Origin of the sequence: Rhodococcus sp. NPDC077669 (assembly GCF_040686915.1) — a bacterium.
Classification (GTDB): Bacteria; Actinomycetota; Actinomycetes; order Mycobacteriales; family Mycobacteriaceae; genus Rhodococcoides; species Rhodococcoides fascians.
The window spans coordinates 49927-74306 of the sequence record NZ_JBFBMD010000001.1 but is presented as its reverse complement, the minus strand read 5'-3'; the positions used below and the strand labels follow the sequence as shown (position 1 = coordinate 74306).

General features: G+C 64.3%; 22 protein-coding genes and 1 tRNA gene. 14 read left to right on the top strand and 9 right to left on the bottom strand.

The window, feature by feature from the left end; all coding sequences use genetic code 11:
* Window positions 1-7 precede the first annotated feature (7 nt).
* The 10 genes from trpC to AB0P23_RS00275 all read left to right on the top strand — a co-directional run bounded on the left by trpC (window position 8) and on the right by AB0P23_RS00275 (window position 14331).
* Window positions 8-817: an indole-3-glycerol phosphate synthase TrpC gene (trpC, locus tag AB0P23_RS00320; protein WP_027497280.1), complete on the top strand. Its 810-nt coding sequence runs from the start codon at window positions 8-10 to the stop codon at window positions 815-817.
* Between the two features lie 120 nt (window positions 818-937).
* Window positions 938-2209, top strand: a complete 1272-nt coding sequence (gene trpB / locus AB0P23_RS00315) for a tryptophan synthase subunit beta (protein ID WP_045841352.1) — start codon at window positions 938-940, stop codon at window positions 2207-2209.
* The gene (gene trpA, locus AB0P23_RS00310; protein ID WP_027497278.1) at window positions 2206-3009 is read left to right on the top strand and encodes a tryptophan synthase subunit alpha; all 804 of its coding nucleotides are present in this window, start codon (window positions 2206-2208) and stop codon (window positions 3007-3009) included. Before trpB ends, trpA begins: the two co-directional genes overlap by 4 nt.
* Window positions 3006-3992 carry a prolipoprotein diacylglyceryl transferase gene (lgt, locus tag AB0P23_RS00305; RefSeq protein ID WP_032368071.1) on the top strand — a complete coding sequence of 329 codons (987 nt, stop codon included), beginning with the start codon at window positions 3006-3008 and terminating at the stop codon, window positions 3990-3992. Before trpA ends, lgt begins: the two co-directional genes overlap by 4 nt.
* On the top strand, window positions 3985-4878 hold the full coding sequence (locus AB0P23_RS00300) for a TM2 domain-containing protein (protein ID WP_283541657.1): 894 nt from the start codon (window positions 3985-3987) through the stop codon (window positions 4876-4878). Before lgt ends, AB0P23_RS00300 begins: the two co-directional genes overlap by 8 nt.
* 37 nt (window positions 4879-4915) lie before the next feature.
* Window positions 4916-5530 (top strand): TM2 domain-containing protein, encoded by a 615-nt coding sequence (locus AB0P23_RS00295; RefSeq protein ID WP_052061431.1) that lies wholly within the window; start codon window positions 4916-4918, stop codon window positions 5528-5530.
* Between the two features lie 248 nt (window positions 5531-5778).
* Window positions 5779-10362 (top strand): glutamate synthase large subunit, encoded by a 4584-nt coding sequence (gene gltB, locus AB0P23_RS00290; protein ID WP_032400068.1) that lies wholly within the window; start codon window positions 5779-5781, stop codon window positions 10360-10362.
* Complete coding sequence (locus tag AB0P23_RS00285; RefSeq protein ID WP_027497275.1) at window positions 10355-11860, top strand: glutamate synthase subunit beta; 1506 nt, start codon at window positions 10355-10357, stop codon at window positions 11858-11860. The genes gltB and AB0P23_RS00285 overlap by 8 nt, the downstream gene beginning before the upstream one ends.
* 122 nt (window positions 11861-11982) lie before the next feature.
* Window positions 11983-13401: a pyruvate kinase gene (gene pyk / locus AB0P23_RS00280; protein WP_027497274.1), complete on the top strand. Its 1419-nt coding sequence runs from the start codon at window positions 11983-11985 to the stop codon at window positions 13399-13401.
* Complete coding sequence (locus tag AB0P23_RS00275) at window positions 13402-14331, top strand: acyl-CoA thioesterase II (protein WP_032370334.1); 930 nt, start codon at window positions 13402-13404, stop codon at window positions 14329-14331.
* On the opposite strand, the gene AB0P23_RS00270 is transcribed toward AB0P23_RS00275, so the two are convergent.
* On the bottom strand, window positions 14297-14818 hold the full coding sequence (locus AB0P23_RS00270; protein WP_032400007.1) for a DNA-deoxyinosine glycosylase: 522 nt from the start codon (window positions 14816-14818) through the stop codon (window positions 14297-14299). The genes AB0P23_RS00275 and AB0P23_RS00270 overlap by 35 nt on opposite strands.
* Window positions 14819-14874: 56 nt before the next feature.
* On the opposite strand from AB0P23_RS00270, the gene AB0P23_RS00265 reads away from it, so the two are divergent.
* Entirely contained in the window at window positions 14875-15078 is a 204-nt protein-coding gene (locus AB0P23_RS00265; protein ID WP_027497271.1) for a hypothetical protein, read from the top strand.
* On the opposite strand, the gene AB0P23_RS00260 is transcribed toward AB0P23_RS00265, so the two are convergent.
* Window positions 15054-15545 carry an anthrone oxygenase family protein gene (locus AB0P23_RS00260; RefSeq protein ID WP_032400008.1) on the bottom strand — a complete coding sequence of 164 codons (492 nt, stop codon included), beginning with the start codon at window positions 15543-15545 and terminating at the stop codon, window positions 15054-15056. The genes AB0P23_RS00265 and AB0P23_RS00260 overlap by 25 nt on opposite strands.
* 122 nt (window positions 15546-15667) lie before the next feature.
* Between AB0P23_RS00260 and AB0P23_RS00255 the strand changes: the two genes are divergently transcribed.
* The gene (locus AB0P23_RS00255; protein WP_206498129.1) at window positions 15668-16657 is read left to right on the top strand and encodes an AraC family transcriptional regulator; all 990 of its coding nucleotides are present in this window, start codon (window positions 15668-15670) and stop codon (window positions 16655-16657) included.
* Here AB0P23_RS00255 and AB0P23_RS00250 read toward each other — a convergent pair.
* The 3 genes from AB0P23_RS00250 to AB0P23_RS00240 all read right to left on the bottom strand — a co-directional run bounded on the left by AB0P23_RS00250 (window position 16642) and on the right by AB0P23_RS00240 (window position 17693).
* A complete protein-coding gene (locus AB0P23_RS00250; RefSeq protein ID WP_032400010.1) occupies window positions 16642-17373 on the bottom strand; it encodes an AAA family ATPase in 732 nt (243 codons plus the stop codon). The genes AB0P23_RS00255 and AB0P23_RS00250 overlap by 16 nt on opposite strands.
* Before the next feature lie 3 nt (window positions 17374-17376).
* On the bottom strand, window positions 17377-17553 hold the full coding sequence (locus AB0P23_RS00245; protein WP_165430221.1) for a hypothetical protein: 177 nt from the start codon (window positions 17551-17553) through the stop codon (window positions 17377-17379).
* Between the two features lie 63 nt (window positions 17554-17616).
* Window positions 17617-17693 (bottom strand) — tRNA-Leu (locus AB0P23_RS00240).
* Between the two features lie 120 nt (window positions 17694-17813).
* Between AB0P23_RS00240 and AB0P23_RS00235 the strand changes: the two genes are divergently transcribed.
* Window positions 17814-18446 (top strand): ANTAR domain-containing response regulator, encoded by a 633-nt coding sequence (locus tag AB0P23_RS00235; protein ID WP_027497267.1) that lies wholly within the window; start codon window positions 17814-17816, stop codon window positions 18444-18446.
* Window positions 18447-18620: 174 nt separating this feature from the next.
* Entirely contained in the window at window positions 18621-19955 is a 1335-nt protein-coding gene (locus AB0P23_RS00230) for an ABC transporter substrate-binding protein (protein WP_363796537.1), read from the top strand.
* A gap of 151 nt (window positions 19956-20106) precedes the next feature.
* Here AB0P23_RS00230 and AB0P23_RS00225 read toward each other — a convergent pair whose 3' ends face one another.
* Genes AB0P23_RS00225 through AB0P23_RS00210 form a run of 4 tightly spaced genes read right to left on the bottom strand, consistent with a single transcriptional unit; the run spans window position 20107 to window position 24334 of the window.
* Entirely contained in the window at window positions 20107-20910 is an 804-nt protein-coding gene (locus AB0P23_RS00225; RefSeq protein WP_094717881.1) for an ABC transporter ATP-binding protein, read from the bottom strand.
* Complete coding sequence (locus AB0P23_RS00220; RefSeq protein WP_032400014.1) at window positions 20910-22004, bottom strand: ABC transporter ATP-binding protein; 1095 nt, start codon at window positions 22002-22004, stop codon at window positions 20910-20912. Before AB0P23_RS00220 ends, AB0P23_RS00225 begins: the two co-directional genes overlap by 1 nt.
* A complete protein-coding gene (locus AB0P23_RS00215; RefSeq protein ID WP_027497263.1) occupies window positions 21997-22986 on the bottom strand; it encodes a branched-chain amino acid ABC transporter permease in 990 nt (329 codons plus the stop codon). The genes AB0P23_RS00220 and AB0P23_RS00215 overlap by 8 nt, the downstream gene beginning before the upstream one ends.
* A gap of 7 nt (window positions 22987-22993) precedes the next feature.
* Complete coding sequence (locus tag AB0P23_RS00210) at window positions 22994-24334, bottom strand: branched-chain amino acid ABC transporter permease (protein ID WP_206498128.1); 1341 nt, start codon at window positions 24332-24334, stop codon at window positions 22994-22996.
* Between the last annotated feature and the right edge of the window lie 46 nt (window positions 24335-24380).

Sequence of the window (24380 nt, the reverse complement as noted above, 5' to 3'; positions counted from 1 at the left end):
GGGCACCATGACTGTTCTCGACTCGATTCTCGACGGTGTACGAGCCGACGTCGCCGCGCGTGAATCGGTGATCGATTTCGCTGCGGTGAAGGCAGCAGCGAAGCTGGCCCCGGCACCTCTCGACGCGGCGGCTGCCCTCCGCGAGGACGGCATCGGCGTCATTGCCGAGGTCAAGCGTGCGAGCCCGTCCAAGGGCGCGTTGGCCGACATCGGTGATCCTGCGGTGCTCGCGCGTGCCTACGAGCAGGGTGGCGCTCGGGTCATCAGCGTGTTGACCGAGGAGCGTCGTTTCCGGGGATCGCTCGCCGATCTCGACGCGGTGCGAGCCGCAGTCTCGATTCCTGTGCTGCGCAAGGATTTCATCGTCGGTCCGTACCAGATCCACGAGGCCCGAGCCCACGGCGCGGACGTCATCTTGCTGATCGTCGCGGCCCTGGAGCAGGACGCACTCACGTCTCTTCTCGATCGCACGGAGTCACTCGGCATGACGGCACTCGTCGAGGTCCACACCGAGGCCGAGGCCGATCGCGCACTCGAGGCGGGTGCCAGCGTCATCGGTATCAACGCCCGCAACCTCAAGACCCTCGAGATCGATCGCGACAGTTTCGGCCGTATCGCGCCCGGTCTGCCCAGTGAGATCATTCGCGTTGCCGAGTCGGGAGTGCGGGGCACTGCCGACCTTCTCGCGTACGCCGGAGCCGGCGCCGACGCAGTGTTGGTCGGAGAAGGTCTGGTCACCGCGGGCGATCCGCGCACTGCGGTCTCGGACCTGGTGACGGCGGGCACGCACCCGTCGTGCCCGAAACCCGCACGCTGAACCGGCACCCCACCCGAACGCGGCGACGGTCCGCCGTTGGGGCACACTGGAGGGGTGAGCACCAGCCAAACTTCTTCCGCCGCGGACGCCCCTCAGGTAGTCCGCTTCAAGGGCGCTGATCTGCCGCAGAGCAGCATCGGCCTCACCGATCGCAGCGCGCACGAGCCCGACGTGGGCGGTCACTTCGGCGTGTACGGGGGCAGGTTCGTGCCCGAGGCGTTGATGGGTGTGATCGAGGAAGTCACCGCCGAGTACGAGAAAGTGCGCAGCGACAACGAGTTCCTCGGTGAGCTGGATCGGCTGCAGCGCGATTACACCGGTCGCCCATCTCCGGTGTTCGAGGCGACCCGGTTGTCCGAGCATGCCGGTGGCGCTCGGATCCTGCTCAAGCGAGAAGACCTGAATCACACCGGTTCTCACAAGATCAACAACGTGCTCGGGCAAGTTCTGCTCGCCAAGCGAATGGGCAAGACTCGTGTCATCGCAGAGACCGGTGCCGGTCAGCACGGCGTCGCGACCGCCACGGCCTGTGCCCTGATGGGTCTCGACTGCGTCGTCTACATGGGTGAGGTCGACACCGAGCGCCAGGCCCTCAACGTCGCCCGGATGCGTTTGCTCGGGTCGGAAGTCGTCGCAGTGAAGTCCGGTTCGCGCACTCTCAAGGATGCGATCAACGAGGCACTGCGAGACTGGGTCACCCACGCCGACAACACTTATTACTGCTTCGGAACCGTCGCGGGGCCGCATCCGTTCCCGGTGATGGTCCGCGATTTCCAGCGCATCATCGGCCTCGAAGCGCGGCAGCAGGTCCTCGCATCCACCGGCCGCCTGCCCGATGCCATCGCGGCATGCGTCGGCGGCGGGTCCAACGCCATCGGAATCTTCCACGCGTTCATCGACGACGCCGATGTGCGTCTCGTCGGGTTCGAGGCTGCCGGCGACGGAGTCGAGACCGGTCGTCACGCGGCGACCATCAGCGGTGGTACGCCTGGAGCCCTGCACGGTGCCTACTCGTACCTGCTGCAGAACGAGGACGGCCAGACAGTCGAATCCCATTCCATCTCAGCAGGATTGGACTATCCCGGGGTCGGACCCGAGCATTCGTACCTGCACGACATCGGGCGCGCCGAGTACCGCGGCGTGACGGACACCGAGGCGATGAACGCCTTCAAGCTGCTGTGCCGCACCGAGGGCATCATCCCGGCCATCGAATCGTCGCACGCCATCGCCGGCGCACTCACCCTCGGCAAGGAACTGGGTGAAGGTGCCATCATCCTGGTCAACCTGTCCGGTCGCGGCGACAAGGACGTCGACACCGCAGCCGAGTGGTTCGGTCTGATCGACGGAGACGGCGAAGCGAACGTGGACGACGAAGCAGGTATCAAGCCATGAGCAACAACGACTCTCGCCTCTCCGGGACGTTCGCCCAGTGCCGTGCCGAAGGGCGCGCTGCACTCGTCGGATACTTGCCCGCCGGCTTTCCGACCGTCCCCCGGTCGATCGAGGTCTTCAAGACCATGGTCGATGCCGGGTGCGACATCGTCGAGGTCGGCATCCCGTACTCCGATCCGGTGATGGACGGCCCCACGATCCAAGCTGCTGCAGACGTGGCGCTGCGGGCCGGTGCCCGGGTCAAGGACGTCTTCGCCGTCACCGAGCAGGTCGCAGCCGCGGGTGGCAAAGCGGTCGTCATGACCTACTGGAATCTGGTGCTCAAATACGGCATCGAGAATTTCGCCCGGAGCCTCGCCGATGCGGGTGGACTCGGAATCATCACTCCCGACCTGATCCCCGATGAGGCTCAGGAATGGATCGAGGTCTCGGATCGGTACGGACTCGACCGAATCTTCCTCGTCGCACCGTCGACGACGGAGGAGCGACTCGTCAGCACCGTCGAAGCCAGCAGCGGCTTCGTCTACGCCGCCTCGACGATGGGCGTGACCGGTGCCCGCGACGCGGTGTCCTCGATGGCACCGGCGTTGGCGGCGCGTATCCGCGAGCATTCCGACATTCCGATCGGCGTCGGTCTCGGCGTTCGGTCGGGCGCACAGGCTGCCGAGATCGCGAAGTATGCCGACGCGGTCATCGTCGGCTCGGCTTTGGTGACCGCTGTCGACAACGGTCTCGACGCGGTTCGTGACCTGACGACCGAACTCGCCGAGGGTGTCCGCTCCGCTAACGTAGCGTCGTGACTTCGACCGCCTTCCTGGCCTACATTCCCAGTCCCGCGCAGGGGGTGTGGCACGTCGGACCGCTCGCGCTCCGTGCCTACGCCCTGTTCATCATCATCGGCATCGTGGTGGCCGTGGTGTGGGGAGATCGCCGGTGGGTCGCTCGCGGCGGAACCAAGGGCACGGTCCTCGACGTCGCCGTGTGGGCCGTACCTTTCGGGCTTCTCGGTGGCCGGCTGTACCACGTGGCCACCGACTGGAAGACGTACTTCGGTGCCGGCGGTCGGCCGATCGAGGCGCTCTACGTGTGGAATGGCGGCCTCGGAATCTGGGGCGCGGTGTTCCTCGGCGGAGTCGGCGCCTGGATCGCGTGTCGTCGACGCGGCATCCCACTCCCGGCATTCGGTGACGCGGTAGGCCCGCCGATCCTGCTGGCCCAGGCAATCGGCCGCATCGGCAACTACTTCAACCAGGAGCTCTACGGTCGCGAAACCACGCAACCGTGGGGTCTCGAGATCTACGAGCGACTCGATGCGAACGGCCGGCTCGATCCGCTGAACGGCGTGTCCACCGGAATGGTCGAGAAGGTCGTCCACCCGACGTTTCTCTACGAACTGCTGTGGAGCGTCCTGATCGTCGTCCTCCTGGTACTCGTCGACCGGAAGTACACGATCGGCCACGGTCGACTGTTCGCGCTCTACGTGGCCGGATACTGCGTCGGTCGGTTCTGGGTGGAACTCATGCGAGACGACTTCGCGACGAAGATCGCCGGCATTCGCGTGAACTCGTTCACCTCGGCGATCATCTTCGTGCTCGCGGTCGCGTATTTCGTTCTCGCCACCAAGGGTCGCGAAGACCCGGCGGCATTGAAGTCGAACGACGACGACGGTCGCGACAGCGAAGACAAGACGGGTGGCGAGTCCGCCGACGGCGATACGCAGGAAGGCACGGGCGAGACATCGTCCGAGAAGAAAGCCGAGGAAGAAGGCAGTACCCGTGGTTGATTTCGAGAAGAGGGCACACCCCGACCCTGCTGATTCGGGCGGCGGCACCGACAAGTCGGCCGGCTCTTTCGGTACACCGTTCGACTACGACGCAACGGCCGAGGCGTCGCTCTCCGAGCCGCCCGCGACATCCGAGTCTGCACCCTCGCACGGTCCCGCCGGTTCTACCGGACCGGGCTGGGACACCTATTCGGGTATCGGCAACGGGCCCGGCTGGTCCAGTACTCCTAGCTATCCGGCCCCCAGCCCAGACGGCAGTATCGACAATTCGATCGGTGGCCTTCCGCCGTCCGCCGGTTACCCGACACCGGGATCCGAGTACCAGGGATACGGTCAGCCGGGTTACGGCCAACAGTCGCCCTACGGTCCACCACAGGGGTACGGCCAGACTGGGGGATACGGCCAACAGGGGTATGGCCAGCCGGGGTACGGCCAGCACTCGGGCTACGGCCAGCAGTCGGGCTACGGCCAGCAAGGGTACGGCCAGCAGGGTTACGGCCAGCAGGGTTACGGCCAGCAGGGGTATGGCCAGCAGGCCTATGGCCAAGCACAGGGCTTTTCGGCCGGGCCCGGTTTCGGTGTCGGACCCGACGCGCCGTACGGGCGGGATCCGGTCACCGGTGAACCGTTGTCGGACAAATCGAAGATCGTCGTTGGACTACTTCAGCTGTTCCTCGGCTGGCTCGGTGTGGGTCGTTTCTACATCGGTAGCACCGGAATCGGTGTCGCGCAGTTGCTGCTGTTCTTCTTCGGCGTGCTGCTGACCGTGGTGTTCGGCCTCGGCTTGATTCTGTTGTTCGGACTGTTCGTGTGGCATGTCGTGGACGCCGTGCTGATTCTCGTCGGCAATGTTCCCGACAGTCGCGGGCTCAAGCTGCGAGACTGATCGACCTACCCGTAGCGCGTCGTCGAGGGAGTTCGTTGTGAGTGATTCAGGTACATCGTCATCGGACGGATCGACACCGGGCGGATCGGCGGGAGACGGCTCGGGTTCGGAGCCCACCATCTCGTTCGAGAAGAACGCGGCACCGGGCCCGGTGTACGGCGCACCCGACCCCAGCTACGGTCCGCCGAATTGGGGCAGTGATCCGTACGGCGCGTCCGGAGGTGACGACCGTAGCTCCGGTGCACCGGACGGTCCACCGCCCGGTGCGGGTTACCCGCCGCCCCCGTTTCCGGGCGGTCCCCAATACGGAGGTCCCCAGTACGGAGGACCCCAGTACGGAGGACCCCACTACCTAGGCCCCCAGTACGCCGGTGCTCCCGGTTGGGTGGATCCGAGCGCTCCTTACGGACGGCATCCCGTCACCGGTGAACCGTTCTCGGACAAGCAGAAGCTCACTGCCGGGCTGCTGAACATCCTGCTGGGTGTTTTCGGCGCAGGACGCTTCTATTTGAATCAGCCGGGAATTGCGGTGGCGCAGATCGCGGTCACGTGGCTCACGTGCGGCATCGGCGGTATCTGGCCGCTGATCGACGGGATCATGATGCTCACGGGCAGCGTGCGCGATGAACACGGGCGCCCCCTGCGCGACTGAGCCCAGCGCCGTTCGCGATTGCATCGTTGCGATCGGCAACTGATACGATTTCGCCATCCGAGAGCGATCTCGGATTCTTTCGCGGGCCAGAGCTGTCCCGGTGAATTCCCGATAGGCATCGAATTCGGTCGATCCGGCACTTTATGTCGGTTCGGGCGACCAGCCGGCGGGGTAGCCGAGGCTCACAGTGCAGCGTGTCGACACTGCGCCATCCGAAGCACCCACCGGTCTACGTGGAGGTGATCGTGGTGTTGTTTTCTCGGATGCCTGCCGAGCAAGGACTGTACGACCCGAGCGCGGAGAAGGACTCCTGCGGCGTCGCGATGATCGCGGACATCGCCGGACGCCGTTCGCACTCGATCGTGTCCGACGGTGTTCTGGCACTGGAGAATCTGGAACATCGTGGTGCTGCCGGTGCCGAGCCCAACAGTGGTGACGGCGCGGGCATTCTGATCCAGCTGCCCGTAGAACTTCTCGATTCGTTGTCGTCGTTCGAGTTACCGTCCGCCAACGGCGACGGCGAGAACACCTTCGCGGCGGGTGTCTGCTTTCTGCCGCAGGGCATCCGTGAGCGCGGGTCGGCCGTGCAGCGAGTCGAATCCATTGCAGCCGAAGAGGGTCTCGAGGTCCTGGGGTGGGTTCCGGTCGAGGTCGATCCCGATCGTGCCGATGTCGGACTGACGGCGCTCGGATGCATGCCGTACATGAGCTATCTCTTCGTCGCGGCCCCCGAGGTCGACGGTTCACGTCCGGCCGGTCTCGAACTCGACCGATTGGTGTACGGGCTGCGTAAGCGGTCGGAGCGCGTCACCCCGGAGATCGAGGCAGAAGGCTCGGGCCTGTTCTTCCCTTCGCTGTCCGCACGCACCATCGTCTACAAGGGCATGCTCACCACCATGCAGCTGCCCCTGTTCTTCCCGGAGCTGCGTAACCCGTTGTGTACGAGTGCAATTGCCATCGTGCACAGTCGTTTTTCCACCAATACCTTCCCGTCGTGGCCGTTGGCGCACCCGCACCGCTACGTAGCGCACAACGGAGAGATCAACACGGTCAAGGGCAACAGGAACCGGATGCGAGCTCGGGAAGCGATGCTGTCCAGCGATCTCATCCCCGGCGATCTGGAGCGGCTCTTCCCCATCTGTAATCCCGATGCATCCGATTCGGTGTCGCTCGACGAGGTCCTCGAATTGCTGCACCTGGGCGGCCGGAGCGTTCCCCACGTCGTGATGATGATGGTGCCGGAGCCGTGGGAGAACCATCGCACGATGGATCCGCGGGTACGGGCGTTCTATCAGTTCCACTCGTCGATGATGGAAGCGTGGGACGGTCCGGCCTGCGTCACGTTCACCGACGGTAGCTACGTCGGGGCCGTTCTCGATCGCAACGGTCTGCGCCCCGGTCGGTGGTGGCAGACGGCCGACGGTCGGGTGATCCTCGCCAGCGAGGCGGGTGTCCTGGACGTGCCGCAATCTCAGGTCGTCGCCAAGGGCCGCCTCGAACCGGGCAAGATGTTTCTGGTCGACACCGTCGCCGGGCGTCTCGTTCCCGACGAGGAGATCAAACTGCAACTGGCGCAGGAACATCCCTACCAGGAATGGCTGCACGCCGGATTGCTGGAAATCAAGAGCCTGCCCGAGCGCGCCCACATTCAGTACAACCACGAGTCCGTGATTCGCAGACAGATCGCCTTCGGCTACACCGAGGAAGATCTCCGCGTCGTGCTCACGCCGATGGCCGCCTCCGGGGGCGAGCCACTGGGGTCGATGGGGACCGACACCCCGTCCGCGGTGATGTCCCAGCGATCTCGTCAGCTGTACGACTACTTCATCGAACTGTTCGCGCAGGTCACGAACCCGCCACTCGACTCCATCCGAGAAGAGATCGTGACGTCGTTGTCGCGAGTGATGGGACCGGAGCAGAATTTGCTCGAGCCCACTGCCGCGTCGTGCAGGCAGATCGTGTTGCCGTGGCCGGTGCTCGACAACGACGAACTCAACAAGATCATCCACATCGACGACGACGGTGATCATCCCGGTCTGTCGGCGATCGTGCTGCGCGCACTGTACGAGGTCGAGCGTGGTGGGGAAGGTCTGGCCGAGGCCATCGAAGAACTGCGCATGCGGGCATCGGAAGCCATCGCTGCCGGCTACCGCACGCTGATCATCTCCGATCGCGATTCGGACCACACTCGGGCACCGATTCCGTCCCTGCTGGCCACCTCAGCTGTGCACCACCACTTGGTGCGCACCAAGGAACGCACCAAGGTCGCTCTCGTCGTCGAGTCCGGCGATGCACGAGAAGTGCACCACCTGGCCTTGCTGATCGGATTCGGTGCGGCGGCGGTCAACCCGTACCTGGCCATGGAGTCGATCGAGGACCTGGTCGGCGAAGGCGAGCTCACCGGGGTCGAACCCACTGTCGCGGTGCGCAACTACCTGTACGGGCTCGGCAAGGGCGTGCTCAAGGTCATGTCCAAGATGGGCATCTCGACCGTCGGGTCCTACACCGGCGCACAGGTTTTCGAGGCGGTCGGTCTCGATCGCGAGGTCGTGCGCGAGTACTTCAAGGGCACCGTCAGCAAGCTCGGCGGAGTCGGTCTCGACGTCCTCGCCGAAGAGGTCAAACTCCGTCACCGGAAGGCATACCCGGAGAATCCCACCGACCGTGTTCACCGCCGCCTCGAGATCGGCGGCGAGTACCAGTTCCGGCGTGAGGGCGAACTTCACCTGTTCACTCCCGAGACGGTGTTCCTGTTGCAGCACGCAACACGCACCGGTCGCTACGACGTGTTCCAGAAATACAGCGACGAAGTGAACCGGCTCGCCCGTGAGGGGGGCGCACTCCGGGGCCTGTTCGAGTTCAAAGACCAGGTGCGCACGCCTGTTCCGCTCGACGAGGTGGAGCCGGTCGAGTCCATCGTCACTCGGTTCAACACCGGCGCGATGAGCTACGGATCCATCTCTGCCGAGGCGCACGAGACCATGGCCGTTGCAATGAACAATCTGGGTGGGCGCTCCAACTCCGGTGAGGGCGGAGAGGACGTCGACCGCCTCTACGATCCGAGCCGGCGCAGTGCGGTCAAGCAGGTCGCGAGTGGACGGTTCGGGGTGACCAGCGATTATCTGGTCAACGCCACCGACATTCAGATCAAGATGGCGCAGGGTGCCAAACCCGGTGAGGGCGGGCAGCTGCCCGGTTACAAGGTGTACCCGTGGGTGGCCAAGACTCGGCACTCGACGCCCGGGGTCGGCCTGATCTCCCCGCCTCCGCACCACGACATCTATTCCATCGAGGATCTCGCGCAGTTGATCCACGATCTCAAGAACGCCAACGAGAACGCGCGCGTCCACGTCAAACTCGTCAGCTCGGTAGGAGTGGGCACGGTGGCGACGGGAGTGAGCAAGGCGCACGCCGACGTCGTACTGATCTCGGGATACGACGGTGGCACGGGCGCGGCTCCGTTGACGTCTCTCAAGCATGCCGGTGCGCCCTGGGAAATCGGGCTGGCCGACGCCCAACAGACGTTGGTGCTCAACGGACTTCGCGATCGCATCACCGTCCAGTGCGACGGCGGAATGCGCACCGGCCGTGATGTGATCGTCGCGGCGCTGCTCGGTGCCGAGGAATTCGGGTTCTCGACGGCACCTCTGATCGTCGCGGGATGCATCATGATGCGGGTCTGCCATCTCGACACCTGCCCAGTGGGTGTCGCGACTCAGAACCCCGAACTGCGCAAGCGATTCACCGGCAAGCCCGAGTTCCTCGAGGACTTCTTCAGGTTCGTCGCCGAGGATGTGCGAAAGTACCTCGCGCAGCTCGGGTTCCGCAGCATCGACGAGGCCGTCGGCCATGCCGACGTGCTCGAGACCGCTGCCGGCGTCGCACATTGGAAGAGCAAGGGACTCGACCTCGCACCCATCTTCGCGATGCCGGTGGATCGACACGGCGCGCCCATGACGCAGCGTCGACGCCTACGCGATCAGGACCACGGCCTCGATTTCGCGCTGGATCGCACGCTGATCCAGCTGGCCGAGGGCGCATTGGAGGACGCGCATCCGGTGACGCTGGAGCTGCCCGTGCGCAACGTCAACCGCACGGTCGGAACACTTCTGGGGTCCGAGGTCACGCGACGCTACGGCGCGGCCGGGTTACCCGACGACACGATTCGCGTGTCGTTCACCGGCTCTGCCGGGCAATCGCTCGGGGCATTCCTGCCGCCCGGAATCACGATCGATCTCGTCGGCGACGCGAACGACTACGTGGGCAAGGGCCTGTCGGGAGGACGCATCGTCGTCCGACCGGCCGAGGACGCACCGTTCGTTGCCGAGGACAACGTCATTGCCGGAAACACGATTCTCTACGGAGCCACGTCGGGGGAGGTGTACCTGCGCGGTAAGGCGGGGGAGCGGTTCGCCGTGCGCAACTCCGGAGCCGTTGCGGTCAACGAGGGCGTGGGAGATCACGCCTTCGAGTACATGACGGGCGGACGGGTGGTCGTGCTCGGGCCGACCGGACGCAACATGGCGGCCGGCATGTCGGGCGGTATCGCCTTCGTTCTGGGTCTCGACCCCGCGGACGTGAACACGGCAATGGTCGAGTTGCAGGTTCCCGATCCGGACGATCTGGTGTGGCTGCGCGAGACGGTCGAGAACCACGAGCGCTGGACCGGCTCCACCGTCGCGGCATCGCTGCTCGCCGACTGGCCCCGCCGGTCCGCTCTGTTCACCAAAGTCATGCCCGTCGACTACCAGCGAGTGCTGGAGGCGACACGAATGGCGCGCGCCGAGGGGCGCGACGTCGACGCTGCGATCATGGAGGCTGCACGTGGCTGATCCACAGGGATTTCTGAAGGTCGTCAAGCGTGAGGCCGCCAAGCGTCCTATCGACGAACGGGTCAGGGACTGGAACGAGGTGTACTCGGATCAGCCCAGCAGCGAACGCGCAGCCGAGGTCTCGGAACAAGCGCGCCGCTGCATGGATTGCGGAATTCCGTTCTGCCACTCCGGAACTGCCGGATGCCCGCTGGGCAACCTGATTCCGGAATGGAACGATCTCGTGCGCCGCGATCGGTGGGACGCGGCCAGTGATCGGTTGCACGCCACCAACAACTTTCCGGAGTTCACCGGACGAGTGTGTCCGGCTCCGTGTGAATCTGCCTGTGTCCTGTCCATTTCCGAGGCCGCCACCGGCGGAAGTGTGACGATCAAGCGGGTCGAGCAGACCATCGCAGACCTGGCCTGGGAACAGGGCAGCGTCGTTCCCCAGCCTCCGACGATCACCACCGGTAAGCGAGTGGCCGTCGTGGGTTCGGGTCCGGCGGGACTGGCTGCGGCGCAACAGCTCACCAGGGCCGGGCACGATGTCACCGTGTACGAGCGCGACGATCGGCTCGGTGGATTGCTTCGATACGGAATCCCCGAATTCAAGTTGGAGAAGTCGGTGCTCGATCAGCGGCTGATGCAGATGCGGGCCGAGGGCACGCATTTCGTCACCGAGTGCGAGGTCGGCATCGACTTCACCGTCGAGCAACTGCGCGCGAGCTTCGATGCGGTCGTGCTCGCCGTCGGCGCTTTGCGGGCTCGCGACAATACCGAGGTGATCGGCCGCGAACTCGACGGCATTCACCTCGCGATGGAGCATCTGGTGCCGTCGAACAAGGAATGTGAGGGCGACGGGCCGACGTCGATATCCGCTGCCGGCAAGCATGTGGTGATCATCGGCGGCGGAGACACCGGGGCCGATTGTCTCGGCACGGCTCACCGTCAGGGTGCCGCGTCGGTCACTCAGCTCGACTACAACCCTGCTCTTCCCGGTGCCCGTGACGACGGCCTTTCGCCATGGCCGTCGTGGCCGTTGGTGCTTCGGACGTCGCCTGCTCATGCGGAGGGTGGCGTCGTGCGTCATCAGGTCGCGGTGCAGCGATTTCTCGGCGACGAGCGCGGACATGTGCGCGCCATGGTGCTCGCCGAGGTCGAGGTGCAGCGCGACGCGGACGGGCGACGCATCGTGACGCCCATCGGTGAAGAGGTCGAATTGCCCTGTGATCTGGCATTGTTCGCCATCGGATTCGAGGGTGTCGAACACGGACCGCTGCTCGACGACTACGGCCTGGCGCTGACCAAGCGCGGCGCGTTGTCGTGTGGTCCCGATTGGCAGACGACGGCCCCGGGTGTGTTCGTCTGTGGGGATGCCCACCGCGGTGCGTCGTTGGTCGTGTGGGCGATCGCCGAGGGGCGTTCGGCTGCCAACGGGGTCGACGCTTACCTCACCGGACACTCGGAATTGCCGTCCCCGGTACACCCCACGGCACTGCCTCTGGCGGTGGTGTGACACTCGTCTCTGTACCGGTACAGGTGCTTTCAGCAGCGGCCCGGCGAGGCTACCCGTCGGTAGTATCCGGCCGGGTTCCTCTGCGATAGAGAACAAGGCGTCCAGCGGCTACGCTCGCAACCGTGAGCCGACGTACGAAGATTGTCTGCACCCTTGGACCCGCAACCGCAACCACAGAGCGCATCCGCGAACTCGTCGAGAGTGGAATGGATGTCGCACGACTGAACTTCAGCCATGGCGATCACCCCGATCACCAGGCCAACTACGAGAGAGTTCGCGCCGCATCGGACGCCACCGGCAAAGCCGTGGGCATCCTGGCCGACCTGCAGGGACCGAAGATCCGACTCGGCCGATTCGCCGAGGGCTCCACCACCTGGGCCGCCGGTGAACTCATCCGCATCACCGTCGAGGAGTGCGAGGGCACCCACGATCGCGTGTCGACCACGTACAAGGAGCTGGCTCAGGACGCCAAGGAAGGCGACCGCCTGCTCGTCGACGACGGCAAGGTCGGCCTCGTCGTCACCGGCGTCGAAGGCAACGACGTGCTGTGTCGGGTCACCGAGGGTGGTCCGGTCAGTAACAACAAGGGCGTCTCCCTCCCGGGCATGGACGTCTCCGTTCCTGCCATGAGCGAGAAGGACATTGCGGACCTCGAGTTCGCCCTCGCGCTCGGATGCGATTTCATCGCGCTCTCTTTCGTGCGCTCTCCCGCCGATGTCGAACTCGTCCACGCAGTCATGGACCGCGTCGGCCGCCGAGTTCCGGTCATTGCCAAGCTCGAGAAGCCCGAGGCCGTCGACAACCTCGAAGCCATCGTGCTCGCGTTCGATGCGATCATGGTCGCCCGCGGTGACCTCGGCGTCGAGTTGCCACTCGAGCAGGTGCCCCTGGTGCAGAAGCGCGCGATCCAGATCGCCCGCGCCAACGCCAAGCCCGTCATCGTTGCGACCCAGATGCTCGAATCGATGATCGAGAACTCCCGTCCCACCCGCGCCGAGGCGTCCGACGTCGCCAACGCAGTGCTCGACGGTACCGACGCGGTCATGCTGTCCGGCGAGACCTCGGTCGGCAAGTACGTCATGGAGACGGTGCGGACGATGGCTCGGATCGTCGAGACCGTGGAAACCGAAGGCGACAGCGTTCCTCCTCTGACTCACGTTCCTCGCACCAAGCGCGGTGTCATTTCCTACGCCGCCCGCGATATCGGCGAGCGTCTGGACGCGAAGGCCCTCGTGGCCTTCACCCAGTCGGGTGACACCGTGCGACGGTTGGCTCGCCTCCACACCAAACTGCCGTTGCTCGCATTCACCTCGATCTCCGAGGTCCGCAGTCAGCTGTCCCTGAGCTGGGGCACCGAGACGTTCCTGGTTCCCGATGTGGGCTCGACGGACGCGATGGTCAAAGAGGTCGACAAGGCGTTGCTCGAACTCGGTCGTTACAACCGAGGCGATCAGGTCGTGATCGTCGCCGGTGCCCCTCCCGGCACAGTAGGCTCGACCAACTTGATCCATGTGCACCGAATCGGAGAAGAGGACCGGTAAGTGGTCGAAGCGGGGGGAACCGGCGTCAGCGAGAGCGCGCCGAGCAGTACAGCAGTACGCGGAACCGATCTCGAAACCCTTCTCGGTCTCCTCGCCCTCGAGGAGACCGAGGAGGATGTGTTCATCGGACAGCATCCGGAGCAGGTGGGGAGCCGGACGTTCGGTGGGCAGCTCGTCGCTCAGGCGCTCATCGCCGCCGGCCGGACCGTATCCGGAACGTCCCGGGACGTTCATGCGATCAATGCGCACTTCATCCGCGGTGGTGACGTCAAGAAGCCCATCGAATACCGGGTGAGTCGTCAGCGCGACGGCCGGGCGTTCGCCAACCGGCAGGTCACTGCGCTGCAGGACGGTAACGAGCTGTTCGTCATGCTCGCTGCTTTCCAGGATTTCGGTAAGGGCCTCGAGCACAGCGTCGAGGTGCCCGAGGTTCCGTATCCCGATGCTCTGCCGCCTCTCGGCGACCACTTCGTGGGGTTCGAGGACCGACTGCAGATGTTCGTCGACGCACTCAAACCGATCGACATGCGGTACGCGAACGATCCGGCGTGGATCATGCACGGCACCGGTGAGAAGCTAAACCACAATCGAGTGTGGATGAAAGCGGACGGCGATCTGCCGGACGAGTCGATCTTTCACGCCGCGACCATGGGCTACGCGTCGGACACCACGGTGCTCGATTCGATCATCACCACCCATGGACTGTCCTGGGGACTCGACCGCATCGTGGCGGCGACGGTCAACCACTCCATCTGGTTTCACCGACCGTTCCGATTCGACGAGTGGGCTCTGTATGCGACCGAATCGCCGGTCGCGGCCGGATCGCGGGGACTCGCCACCGGCCGGTTCTTCTCGATGGACGGTCAGTTGCTCGCAACCGTCGTGCAGGAGGGCCTCATTCGCCACTTCCCGAAACGCGTTCGCGCCTGAGTGCTGCCGACCACAGTCGAGTCTTGGCTTCGAGGGTGAGTGAGGCGTGCGCTGGACTGGTGGACGGCAGACGGATGCACTCGACGTCCTGCTGCACCGCGTTCGCGACGTATCTGCGATAGCTGTCGGCAGCTTTGGCTCCGTTGAACAGCACGGTGTCGATGCCGGGATGACCTGCGATGAGGTTCGCGACATCGTTTGCCACGATGGATGATTCGACTATGGCCGAGTCCAGGCTTCCGGTCCGAGTGCACAGCTTCAGTACGTCCCATACGGCAATCCCGCTGCGCGCCAGTCGCTTAGTTCGCGCCTTGTACGGAAGTTCGGGACCGGCACCGAACAGCGCGCCCATGATCGGCCAGAACGCATTTCGGGGATGAGCGTAATACTGCTGAGCAGCAAGCGATGCGACACCGGGCATCGAACCGAGTATCAGCGTGTGAGCGTGCTCGTCGACTATCGGTTCGAAGCTGTGCACGACGTTCATGTCGCGATTACAGCAAACAGCGCGCGCAGGCACTCGGGTGGGACCACAATGGAGAGATGTTGGATCCACGCGTACTCGACAACAACGAACTCGAAGCCGAACTCGCCGCCTTGCGCAGAGGACGCGACGCCGCGATGGACGAAGGCGCGCGAGATGTGTCCACTGCCGATACCGATCATCTCATCGCCCGCTTCGAGGACGAGATTCGCAGGCGTCACCAGGACGGTGAGTCCGATCAGCCCAGCGCGGATCTGCCCTGACCGAGGATCAGCACGGCGCACGCCGCCGTCGACGAGATGATCCGGACGGTGTTCCACCGCGTCCAGTTCGACGTGAACGACTGCCACATGTCGGCTCCCGACGGACTCGCCGGATCCACCGCTGCCAATGCATCGTTGAGTGGGACGTTGAACGCCACCGTGACCACGAAGCAGCCCACCACGTAGAGCGCTGCTCCCGCGCCGACCCAGGTCGATCGCCCACCCTCCGTGGTGATCGCGAGAACGGTTGCGAGAGAACAGGTCAACGCCGTACCGACGAACAGCGTCAGAAACAGTGGGTTGAGGATCGCGGCGTTCGATCTCTGCATCGCGGCGATCGCGTCGGGCACCGGTAACGACGCCAGGCCAGGAAGAACACTGACCGAGAACGCGAGCATGACGCCCGCGACGAGGCCGCATCCGACTGCTGCGACCAGGGTGGCGATCGAGGAGATCTTGTCGATCATCGGTTTTCCTTCCCGGGGATTCGTCGTGCGCTTCCGACCTTTCCGCGTCACGGGTGGATGGACAATGCGCGCAGGGCTCGAATTCATGTCCGATCGTCCCGGCCGTGGGGGACAATTGTCCGGTGCGTGGAGCCGACCCCTGGAAGTCACCCGATCCGCTCGGTGAGGCTTTGCATTTCCTCCGAATGACCGGGTCCTTCTACGTGCGTTCCGAGATGAGTGGCTCGTGGGGGCTGGCCCTGCCCGCGATGGACGACGCTGTGTGGTTCCACACCGTGGTCGACGGGTCGTGTGTGCTGTCGGTCCCCGGGGAGTCGACGCGGGAGCTCGTTCCCGGCGACTTCGCCTTGGTTCCCCACGGGCGTGGGCACGTATTGGCGGCCGACATCGAGTCTGTCGGCGACGCGACCAGCGTGTACGAGGTGCCACACGACTACGTCAGCGACCGGTACGCGGTGATCGCCCAGTGCGATGCGAGCGGACCCGACACCGTGTTGGTCTGCGGGGCCGTCCGGATGGATCATCCTGCGGCGCAGCAGCTTCTTCGTTTGTTGCCGGCGCTGATCGTGATCGACGCAGACAGCGAACGGCGGCGCACACGTATGCAGACCGTCCTCGCGATGGTGGCCGACGAGGCACGATCGCTCGAGCCCGGGGGAGAGGCAGTGATCACGAGGCTTTCCGACGTTCTGGTGATTCAGGCGTTGAGGTCATGGATTGCGGACACTCCGAGCGCGCAGTCCGGTTGGCTGGGAGCGTTGCAGGACGAGCGCATCGGGGGCGCGCTGGCTCGCATTCATCGAAATCCCCACGAGCGATGGACCGTTGCGGCCCTGGCGTCGAGTGCACACATGTCACGTTCGGCGTTCTCGGCTCGATTCACCGCATTGGTCGGCGATTCGGTGATGAGTTACCTGGCGACGTGGCGGATGCAGGTCGCGTACGACACATTGCGGTCCGAGGACGTGGTGCTGGCCGAATTGGCCAGGCGCAGTGGCTATTTGTCGGAGGCAGCATTCGGCAAAGCGTTCAAACGGGCGATGGGAGTCTCTCCGGGGAGTGTGCGTCGTCGTCGGGACGTGGCGTTGGTGCCGGTTCAGTCGAGTAGATGACGGAGATACACGTTCGGATCGTCGAGATATCGCCGCCAGTGCTGGACCAATTCGAGTTCGTCCCAGGTGCTTCGGCGCAGACCGTGTTCACCCACTTCGACGATGTCCGCACCGGGTGTCGAAGCCAGGATCGGTGAATGCGTGGCACAGACGAGCTGCGCCCCCTCCTCGCCCAAGTGGGACATCAGCGCGACCAGGTTCAGGCACGCGGTGAACGACAGGGCCGACTCCGGTTCGTCCAGCACATAGAAGCCCGGTTCGGCCAACATCGCACCGAACATGGTGAGAAAGCCCTCACCGTGGCTCATTTCGGCGGTGTTCTCGTCCCAGAAGCCCGGCATGCCGCCGAGGTTCTCGGCCATCTCGAATGCAGTCTCGGCGCGCAGGAAGAATCCCCGCTTCTGCTCGCGCGGACCCCGCAGCATGCGCGCGCCTCGTGGCGTGGTCTCGAGTTCGAGCACCTCGCCGAGGACGCTCGTCACCTCGTCCAGTCGACGAGACTTCTGCGCTGCCCGACCCCCGCGGGCGTCGATGCCGAAACGCTCTGCGATTGCCTCGACGAGAGTCGACTTACCGGAACCGTTGTCGCCCACCAGAATTGTGACCGGTGCGAGAAACTCGAGTCCCTCGCGCGCGAGGTCGGCGACAGCGGGAACGGTGAAGGGCCACTCCGATCCCACATCGTCGGCGTGGACAAAGGCGCGCTCTACGAACATGATTCAGGCGGTGACCAGGCGGTCGACGTAACCGGTTTCGTGGGCGGAGTCGGCGCTGCAGGTGTAGTAGACCCACTGAGCGGACTGGTCCGCGGAATCTCCGAAACGGTGGTCGACCTTCTGCGCGCACAATTTGCCCGCGCTGGTGTCATGGCAACGAAGACTGCTGGGTATGTACATCACCCCACTGTAGGCGTGATCGGGGGTGGACCCGACCGCTGTCGCGGCCGGTCGATCGTGCTGTGGTGCCCTCGGTGAGACTCGAACTCACACTGGACGGGTTTTGAATCCGTTTCCTCTGCCAATTGGGATACGAGGGCTGGCGTCTTTCAAGCAACGATTGACGAGTGTAGAAGATGCGCTTTCGGCCCCGTGCACCGGTACCCTTCAGTTGCTCGATGCCCCTGAGGGGCGACGACTGTCGAAGGAGACCGGTACAGATGAATGCTCCTGATACGCACGGTACTGGCAAGCCTGCGCTGCGGGTGGTGGTCGCGGAAGACGAATCCCTGATTCGTCTCGACCTGGTGGAGATGCTCCGCGAAGAGGGTTACGACGTGGTCGGTGAGGCCGCGGACGGTCAGCAGGCTGTGGAACTGGCTGTCGAACTTCGACCGGATCTGGTGATCATGGACGTGAAGATGCCGCGTCGTGACGGCATCGACGCGGCCTCCGAGATCGCGGAGAAGCGGATCGCGCCGGTGGTGATTCTCACAGCGTTCAGTCAGCGAGAGCTCGTGGAGAAGGCGCGCGATGCGGGTGCCATGGCCTATCTGGTCAAACCGTTCACCAAGGCCGATCTGATGCCTGCAGTCGAGTTGGCCGCGAGCCGGTTCGGCGAGATCTCTGCGCTCGAATCGGAGATCGCCGATCTTCAGGATCGACTCGAGACCCGCAAGTTGATCGAGAAGGCCAAGGGCGTCCTGATGGAGTCGCAATCGCTGACGGAACCGCAGGCGTTCAAGTGGATTCAGCGTGCCGCGATGGACCGACGCACGACGATGAAGGCGGTAGCCGAGGTCGTGATCGAAACACTCGGTACTCCGGCGAACAACCCTGTGGCAGAGAGCTGATCGGCCCGCGGAAAGCTACGGCCACGTAAAACTTCGACCTCTTAGGTCACAGTCAGGTCACGAGCGTCGTTCTAGGCCTTGCGAACCGGTTTCGAGCATTAGCGTCTGGTTCACACGTGAGCCACATGTAACTCAGGTGAGCTTCAACGACGAGCAATTTCAAGGAGAACCTAGATGGCAATTCGGACCTATGTCCGCACGGCTGCAGTGCTGAGCGTCACCTCGCTCGCACTGTTCGGCTGTTCGTCGAGCGTCGACTCGGGCTCGACCGACTCCACCAGCGCCAGCGGCGGCACGTCGGCCGCGGAAACGACCGTCTCCACCGACTGCACTCCTGAGCAGGCCACCGCCGGATCCACTCCCGACACGTCGCCGCTGGTGGTAGGAACCCTCCTTCCCGAGACCGGCACCCTGGCCTTCCTCGGACCACCCGAGGTCGCCGGTGTCCAGCTGGCCGTCAACGATGTCAACGGTGCGGGCGGCGTCCTCGACCAGCCCGTCACGCTCATCCCCGGTGACTCGGGCGACACCACCACCGACACCGCCAACACCACGGTCGACCGTCTGCTCGCCGGCGGCTCGAACGTCATCGTCGGTGCGGCGTCGTCCTCGGTGTCGCTCAAGGTCATCGACAAGATCGCCAGCGCGGGTGTCGTGCAGTTCTCGCCTGCCAACACCTCCGACCAGTTCGTCTGCTACCCGGACAAGGGCCAGTACTTCCGTACCGCGCCCACCGATGTGCTGCAGGCACAGGCACTCTCGCAGCTGATCGCCGAGGACGGCGCGCAGCGCGTGGCCATCCTGGCTCTCAACGACCCCTATGGAACGGGCCTGGCCAAGAACACCGCCGACAACCTCGAAGAGGCCGGCATCGCGGCAGACCAGATCCAGACCACGATCTACGACCCGAACGCACAGTCGTTCAACGCCGAGGTCGACGGCGTGAAGAACTTCAACCCGGATGCCGTCGCCATCATCGGCTTCGAGGAGTCCGCGAAGATCATCACCCGTATGCACGAGATCGGCATCGGACCGTCCGACGGCACGTTGGTCTACGGCGTCGACGGCAACATGGGCAACGCACTCGGTGAGTCGGTCGCTGCAGGCCTGCTCGACAAGATGCGCGGCACCACCCCGCTGACCGACGTCGGCACCGCGTTCCAGGACCGACTCAAGGGCGTGGATCCGGCATTGGTCGACTTCAACTACGCCGGTGAGTCCTACGACGCGGTCGTCATCTCGGCGCTGGCAGCCGAGCAGGCGAAGTCGACGGCAGGCACCGACATCGCTGCCAACATCAACAGCATCACCAAGGACGGCACGAAGTGCACGACCTTCGCCGAGTGCCTCCCACTCGTCAAGGCCGGCACCGATATCGACTACGACGGAGTCACCGGCGCGCTGAACTTCAGTGACGCAGGCGAGCCCGCCACCGGTTCCTACGGCAACCTGGTCTTCGGACCGGACAACAAGCTGACGACGGACGGATACATCGTCGTCGGTGAGTGATCTGTAGCTGCTGCACAGCCTCCGGGCCCGAGTCCTGACATCAGGACTCGGGCCCGGAGTCGTTCGAATACACCACGTTGGGTACCTATGGCGCAGGTACGAGAAAGCCCCGACTCGAACTATGTCGAGTCGGGGCTTCCTGCCGAGAAGGTCAGGCCTTCTTTTCTTTGCTTCCCGCGAGAGTGCCGAGGTAGAGCTCGATCACCTTGGGATCGTTCATCAACGCCGGCCCGGTATCGGTGTAGGCGTTGCGACCTTGATCGAGAACATAGCCGCGGTCGCAGATCTGCAGGCAGCGGCGGGCATTCTGCTCGACCATGATGATCGAGACGCCCGCCGCGTTGATCTTCTTGCAGCGGATGAAGACCTCGTCCTGGAACATCGGCGACAAGCCTGCCGACGGTTCGTCGAGCAGCAGCACCGACGGTTCCATCATCAGGGCCCGCCCCATCGCCACCATCTGGCGCTCACCGCCCGACAGTGCACCTGCCTTGACCTTCTTGCGTTCGCCGAGCAGTGGGAACAACTCGCTGACGAAGTCGAACCGCTCACCGAACTTCTTGGGCCGCAGATAGATTCCCATCTCGAGGTTTTCCTCGATCGTGAGCGATGGGAACACGTTCTGCGTCTGGGGCACGTATCCGACGCCCTTGGTCACCAGAACGTGCGCCTCGGCGGAGGTGATGTTGTCACCGCGCAGCTTCACACTGCCCTCGCGGACCGCCACGAGGCCGAACAACGTCTTGAGCAGAGTCGACTTACCGGCACCGTTGGGTCCGATGATGCCAACGATCTCACCGTCGTTCAGAAAGAAGTTGCACTCACTGAGGATGTTCACACCGGGGATGTACCCGGCAACCAGACCGTCGGCGCGCAGCAACGCTCCTTCGGCCAGACGCGCATGCTCGCCCGGCGTGGCCGCGAACTCGGCCGGCGTCAGAGTTCGTTCGCTCATCAGTTGTCCTCCTTGGCTCGGTGCGAGCCGCCCGCAGCAGTGTCGGTGGCTGCGGGGCTGACGAACTCCGGTTCCGAAAGATCGCCTCCTGCTTGCAGTTCCTCCACCTCGGCTTGCTTCAATGCCTCGGCCAGTTCGGCGGTAGCTCCGACGGGATTGCCGTCGGCATCGAATTCGAGTGCTTGATCGTGATGGCTACCGAGATAGGCATCGACGACGGCACCGTTGTTGGAGAGCTCTTCCGGGGTGGACTCGGCGATGATGCTGCCCTGAGCCATTACCACCACCCAGTCGCTGATGTCGCGGATGACATCCATGTCGTGTTCGACGAACACCACTGTCATGCCGTCGTCGCGCAGCGATTTGATGTGGCCCAGAAGCGATTGCGTGAGAGCGGGATTGACTCCGGCCATCGGCTCGTCGAGCATGACGACCGACGGATCGGTCATCAACGCTCGCGCCATCTCCAGGAGTTTGCGCTGGCCACCCGACAACGAGCCGGCCAGATCGTCGGCCTTGGCGTCGAGTTTGAAGCGCCCCAGCAGTTCATAGGCGCGTTCGGTGATCTGACGCTCCTGTGCTTTCCACGTCCACGGCATGAACGTGTTGATCATGCGCTCGCCGCGTTGGCCCGTCGCCCCCAGTCGAACGTTGTCCAGCACAGTCAGTTTCGACAGTGCCTTCGTCAACTGGAAGGTGCGCACGACGCCTTTGCGTGCCACCTGATGTGGGTGCATCCGGCCGAGTTCCTGACCGTCCATCGACCACGTTCCGGTGTCGGGTCGGTCGAATCCGGTGAGCAGGTTGAACAGTGTGGTCTTACCCGCGCCGTTCGGTCCGATCAGACCGGTGATGCATCCGCGCTGGATCTCGAGGTGCGCCACGTCGACGGCCTTGAGGCCGCCGAAGGTACGCGAGACCCCGTCGACCACCAATGTCGCGTCGGGTTTGGCTGCCCCGGGCTCGTTGGCGACGCCGGCGAACAGACTGGCACGCTGATCGCTCGACAGTGCTTTGGCCGCACGTGCTTCGGGTGTGCTGGCTTTCTTGCTCGGTGTCGCATCTGCGGCGGCACCGGTGCTCGGGTCAGGCATTGAGTTGAACCTCTCGCTTGTTGCCGAGAATGCCCTGGGGTCTGAACACCATCAGCACGGCGATCAGAATTCCCAGGAGTACGAATCGGGTGGCACCGACCTGGGCACCGGTGAGGTTGAGCACCGGATCGTCGCCCGAGATCAGTTGCCGCAGAATCGCGTCGGGAATGGACAGCAGGAACCAGAACAGCATTGCGCCGATCACGGGGCCGAACACCGTTGCGGCACCACCGAGAATGAGAGCGCCGAACGCGAAGAACGTCTGCGCGGTCGAATAGAAGTCGGGGTTGATCGACTGCGTCTGCAGTGCGTTGAACACCCCGCCCATACCGCCGATCACGCCGCCGAGAACGAGTGCCTGCATCTTGTAGACGAACACGTTCTTACCCAGCGACCGGGCAGCGTCCTCGTCTTCACGAACCGCCTTGAGAACGCGACCCCACGGGCTGTGTGTCAGCAGGTATACGACCCCGCACAGCAGCAGTACCAACGTCCAGCCGACGAGCATGGCCCACAGGTCGTTACCCAGGAACCGAACGCCGATGAAGCTGTACGTCTTTCCACCCTCGAACGGGCTGAGGTTGGTGAACGGAGCTGCGAATCCGGTGATGCCGTTGGTGGATTTGGTCACCGAATCGGTTGCCGTGGAGCGGAATACCAGTCGCAGGATTTCCGATGCGGCGATCGTCACGATGGCGAGATAATCCGCTCGCAATCGCAGGGTCGGAATGCCGAGCACCAGAGCCAGCAGGCCGGCCGCAGCGAGACCGACCAGAATGCCGAGCCACAGTGGCTGCTCGTAGGTGATCGTGGTGATGCCGACGCCGTAGCCGCCGAGCAGGGCGAAGCCGATCTGGCCGAAGTTGAGCAGGCCGGCGTAGCCGAAGTGCAGGTTCAGGCCGATGGCGAGCAGTGCGTAGAAGATGGCCGACGGGCCGACCAGCTGAGCAAGAGAGATCTGAAGTGCGCCGATGATATCCATGTGCAGATCACCCGATCCTTTGTCGCGAGCCGAGGATGCCCTGAGGACGGACGACGAGGATGAGAATCAAGACGAGCAACCCTCCGATGTATTTGAGGTCGGGATTGATGACCAACGTCGACCACTGCACGAGCAGACCCACGATGACGCAACCGAGGAATGCGCCGTAGGCCGTGCCGAGTCCGCCGAGCGTGATTCCGGCGAACATGAGCAGTAGGAGTTTGAAGCCCATCTCCCATTGCACGCGGCCGCCGAGTTCGGAGAGCCCGAACAGCACGCCGCCGAGGGCGGCCAGGCCGCCACCGAGGCACCACACGAACGTCACGACGCGCTCGACGTTGATACCCGACGAGGCAGCCAGATCACGGTTGTCGGCCACCGCACGCATGGCTTTACCGATCTTGGTGCGCTGCAACATCAGTGCGACGCCGATGAGGACGACGACGCTGATGACGATGCAGGCGAGGTTGACGTTGGTGATCGACAGCGGGCCCCAGTCGTTCTCGGTCTGAGCCTGGTAGTCGTCGAATGGCTCCGAGCGGTCGGAGAAGAAGATCAGGATGAGGTAGCGCAGCGCAATGGCGAGTCCGATCGTGACCACCAGCTGAGCGATCAGGCCGGTTCGACGTTTACGCAACGGCCGCCAGATCAGGGCGTTGTTGAGCCAGCCGATCGCGACTCCGACGATGATCGCCAGCACGGTGGCCGGGATCAGTTGTATCCCGAGGCTCACATTGAAGAACCACGCCGCGACGGCTCCGAGCGTCACGAGTTCGCCGTGTGCGAAGTTGGTCAAGCCCGTCGTTCCGAAGATCAAGCTCAGACCGACCGCCGCGAGCGCGATGACCAGACCGAAGCGGAAGCCGTCGACCGTGGTGCGCACGAACTTCTCGTAGAACGGGGTGCTGGTCGCGGTCCTGGCCTCACCGAAGGAGAAGATGACGGTGTTCGAGCGACCGGCCTGCACGTCGCGCTCGACCTCGCCCTGCACGCTCACCCCGTCGGGGAGCGTTTCCTGGACCACCTGGAATGTGTATGTGCCAGGCGACAATTCGAGAGTCCAGCGTCCGCCGGTCTCGCTGGTGGTGCGGGCCACTTCGCTGCCCGACGCGTCGAGCGCCGCAACGTCGACACCTTCGAGGCGTTCTCCACCGTTGTTGAGCGATCCCGCGACGCTGACGGCGTCTGCGGGCGATGCCTGTTCGGCACTGGTTCCCGGCGCCGCCGGGGGAGTGGGGGTAGGTTCCTGCGCCAACGCAGGCGCACTGAACAGCAGCGCCGCAATGGAACTCAGGATGGCGAGTAGGAGTGTTCGCTGGAAGACGCGAACTGCAGATCTTGCGCGCAACCTCGGTGGTTGCACCTTTCTGGTCCATCGAACATTTGGAGCCACG

Bases quoted from the DNA above. Each gene is read 5' to 3' on its own strand.
- trpC (WP_027497280.1), top strand. From the start codon at position 8: ATGACTGTTCTCGACTCGATTCTCGACGGTGTACGAGCCGACGTCGCC.
- AB0P23_RS00230 (WP_363796537.1), top strand. From the start codon at position 18,621: ATGGCAATTCGGACCTATGTCCGCACGGCTGCAGTGCTGAGCGTCACC.
- AB0P23_RS00225 (WP_094717881.1), bottom strand. From the start codon at position 20,910: ATGAGCGAACGAACTCTGACGCCGGCCGAGTTCGCGGCCACGCCGGGC.
- AB0P23_RS00250 (WP_032400010.1), bottom strand. From the start codon at position 17,373: ATGTTCGTAGAGCGCGCCTTTGTCCACGCCGACGATGTGGGATCGGAG.
- AB0P23_RS00270 (WP_032400007.1), bottom strand. From the start codon at position 14,818: ATGAACGTCGTGCACAGCTTCGAACCGATAGTCGACGAGCACGCTCAC.
- AB0P23_RS00245 (WP_165430221.1), bottom strand. From the start codon at position 17,553: ATGTACATACCCAGCAGTCTTCGTTGCCATGACACCAGCGCGGGCAAA.
- AB0P23_RS00235 (WP_027497267.1), top strand. From the start codon at position 17,814: ATGAATGCTCCTGATACGCACGGTACTGGCAAGCCTGCGCTGCGGGTG.
- AB0P23_RS00215 (WP_027497263.1), bottom strand. From the start codon at position 22,986: ATGGATATCATCGGCGCACTTCAGATCTCTCTTGCTCAGCTGGTCGGC.
- AB0P23_RS00260 (WP_032400008.1), bottom strand. From the start codon at position 15,545: ATGATCGACAAGATCTCCTCGATCGCCACCCTGGTCGCAGCAGTCGGA.
- trpA (WP_027497278.1), top strand. From the start codon at position 2,206: ATGAGCAACAACGACTCTCGCCTCTCCGGGACGTTCGCCCAGTGCCGT.
- AB0P23_RS00265 (WP_027497271.1), top strand. From the start codon at position 14,875: ATGTTGGATCCACGCGTACTCGACAACAACGAACTCGAAGCCGAACTC.
- AB0P23_RS00220 (WP_032400014.1), bottom strand. From the start codon at position 22,004: ATGCCTGACCCGAGCACCGGTGCCGCCGCAGATGCGACACCGAGCAAG.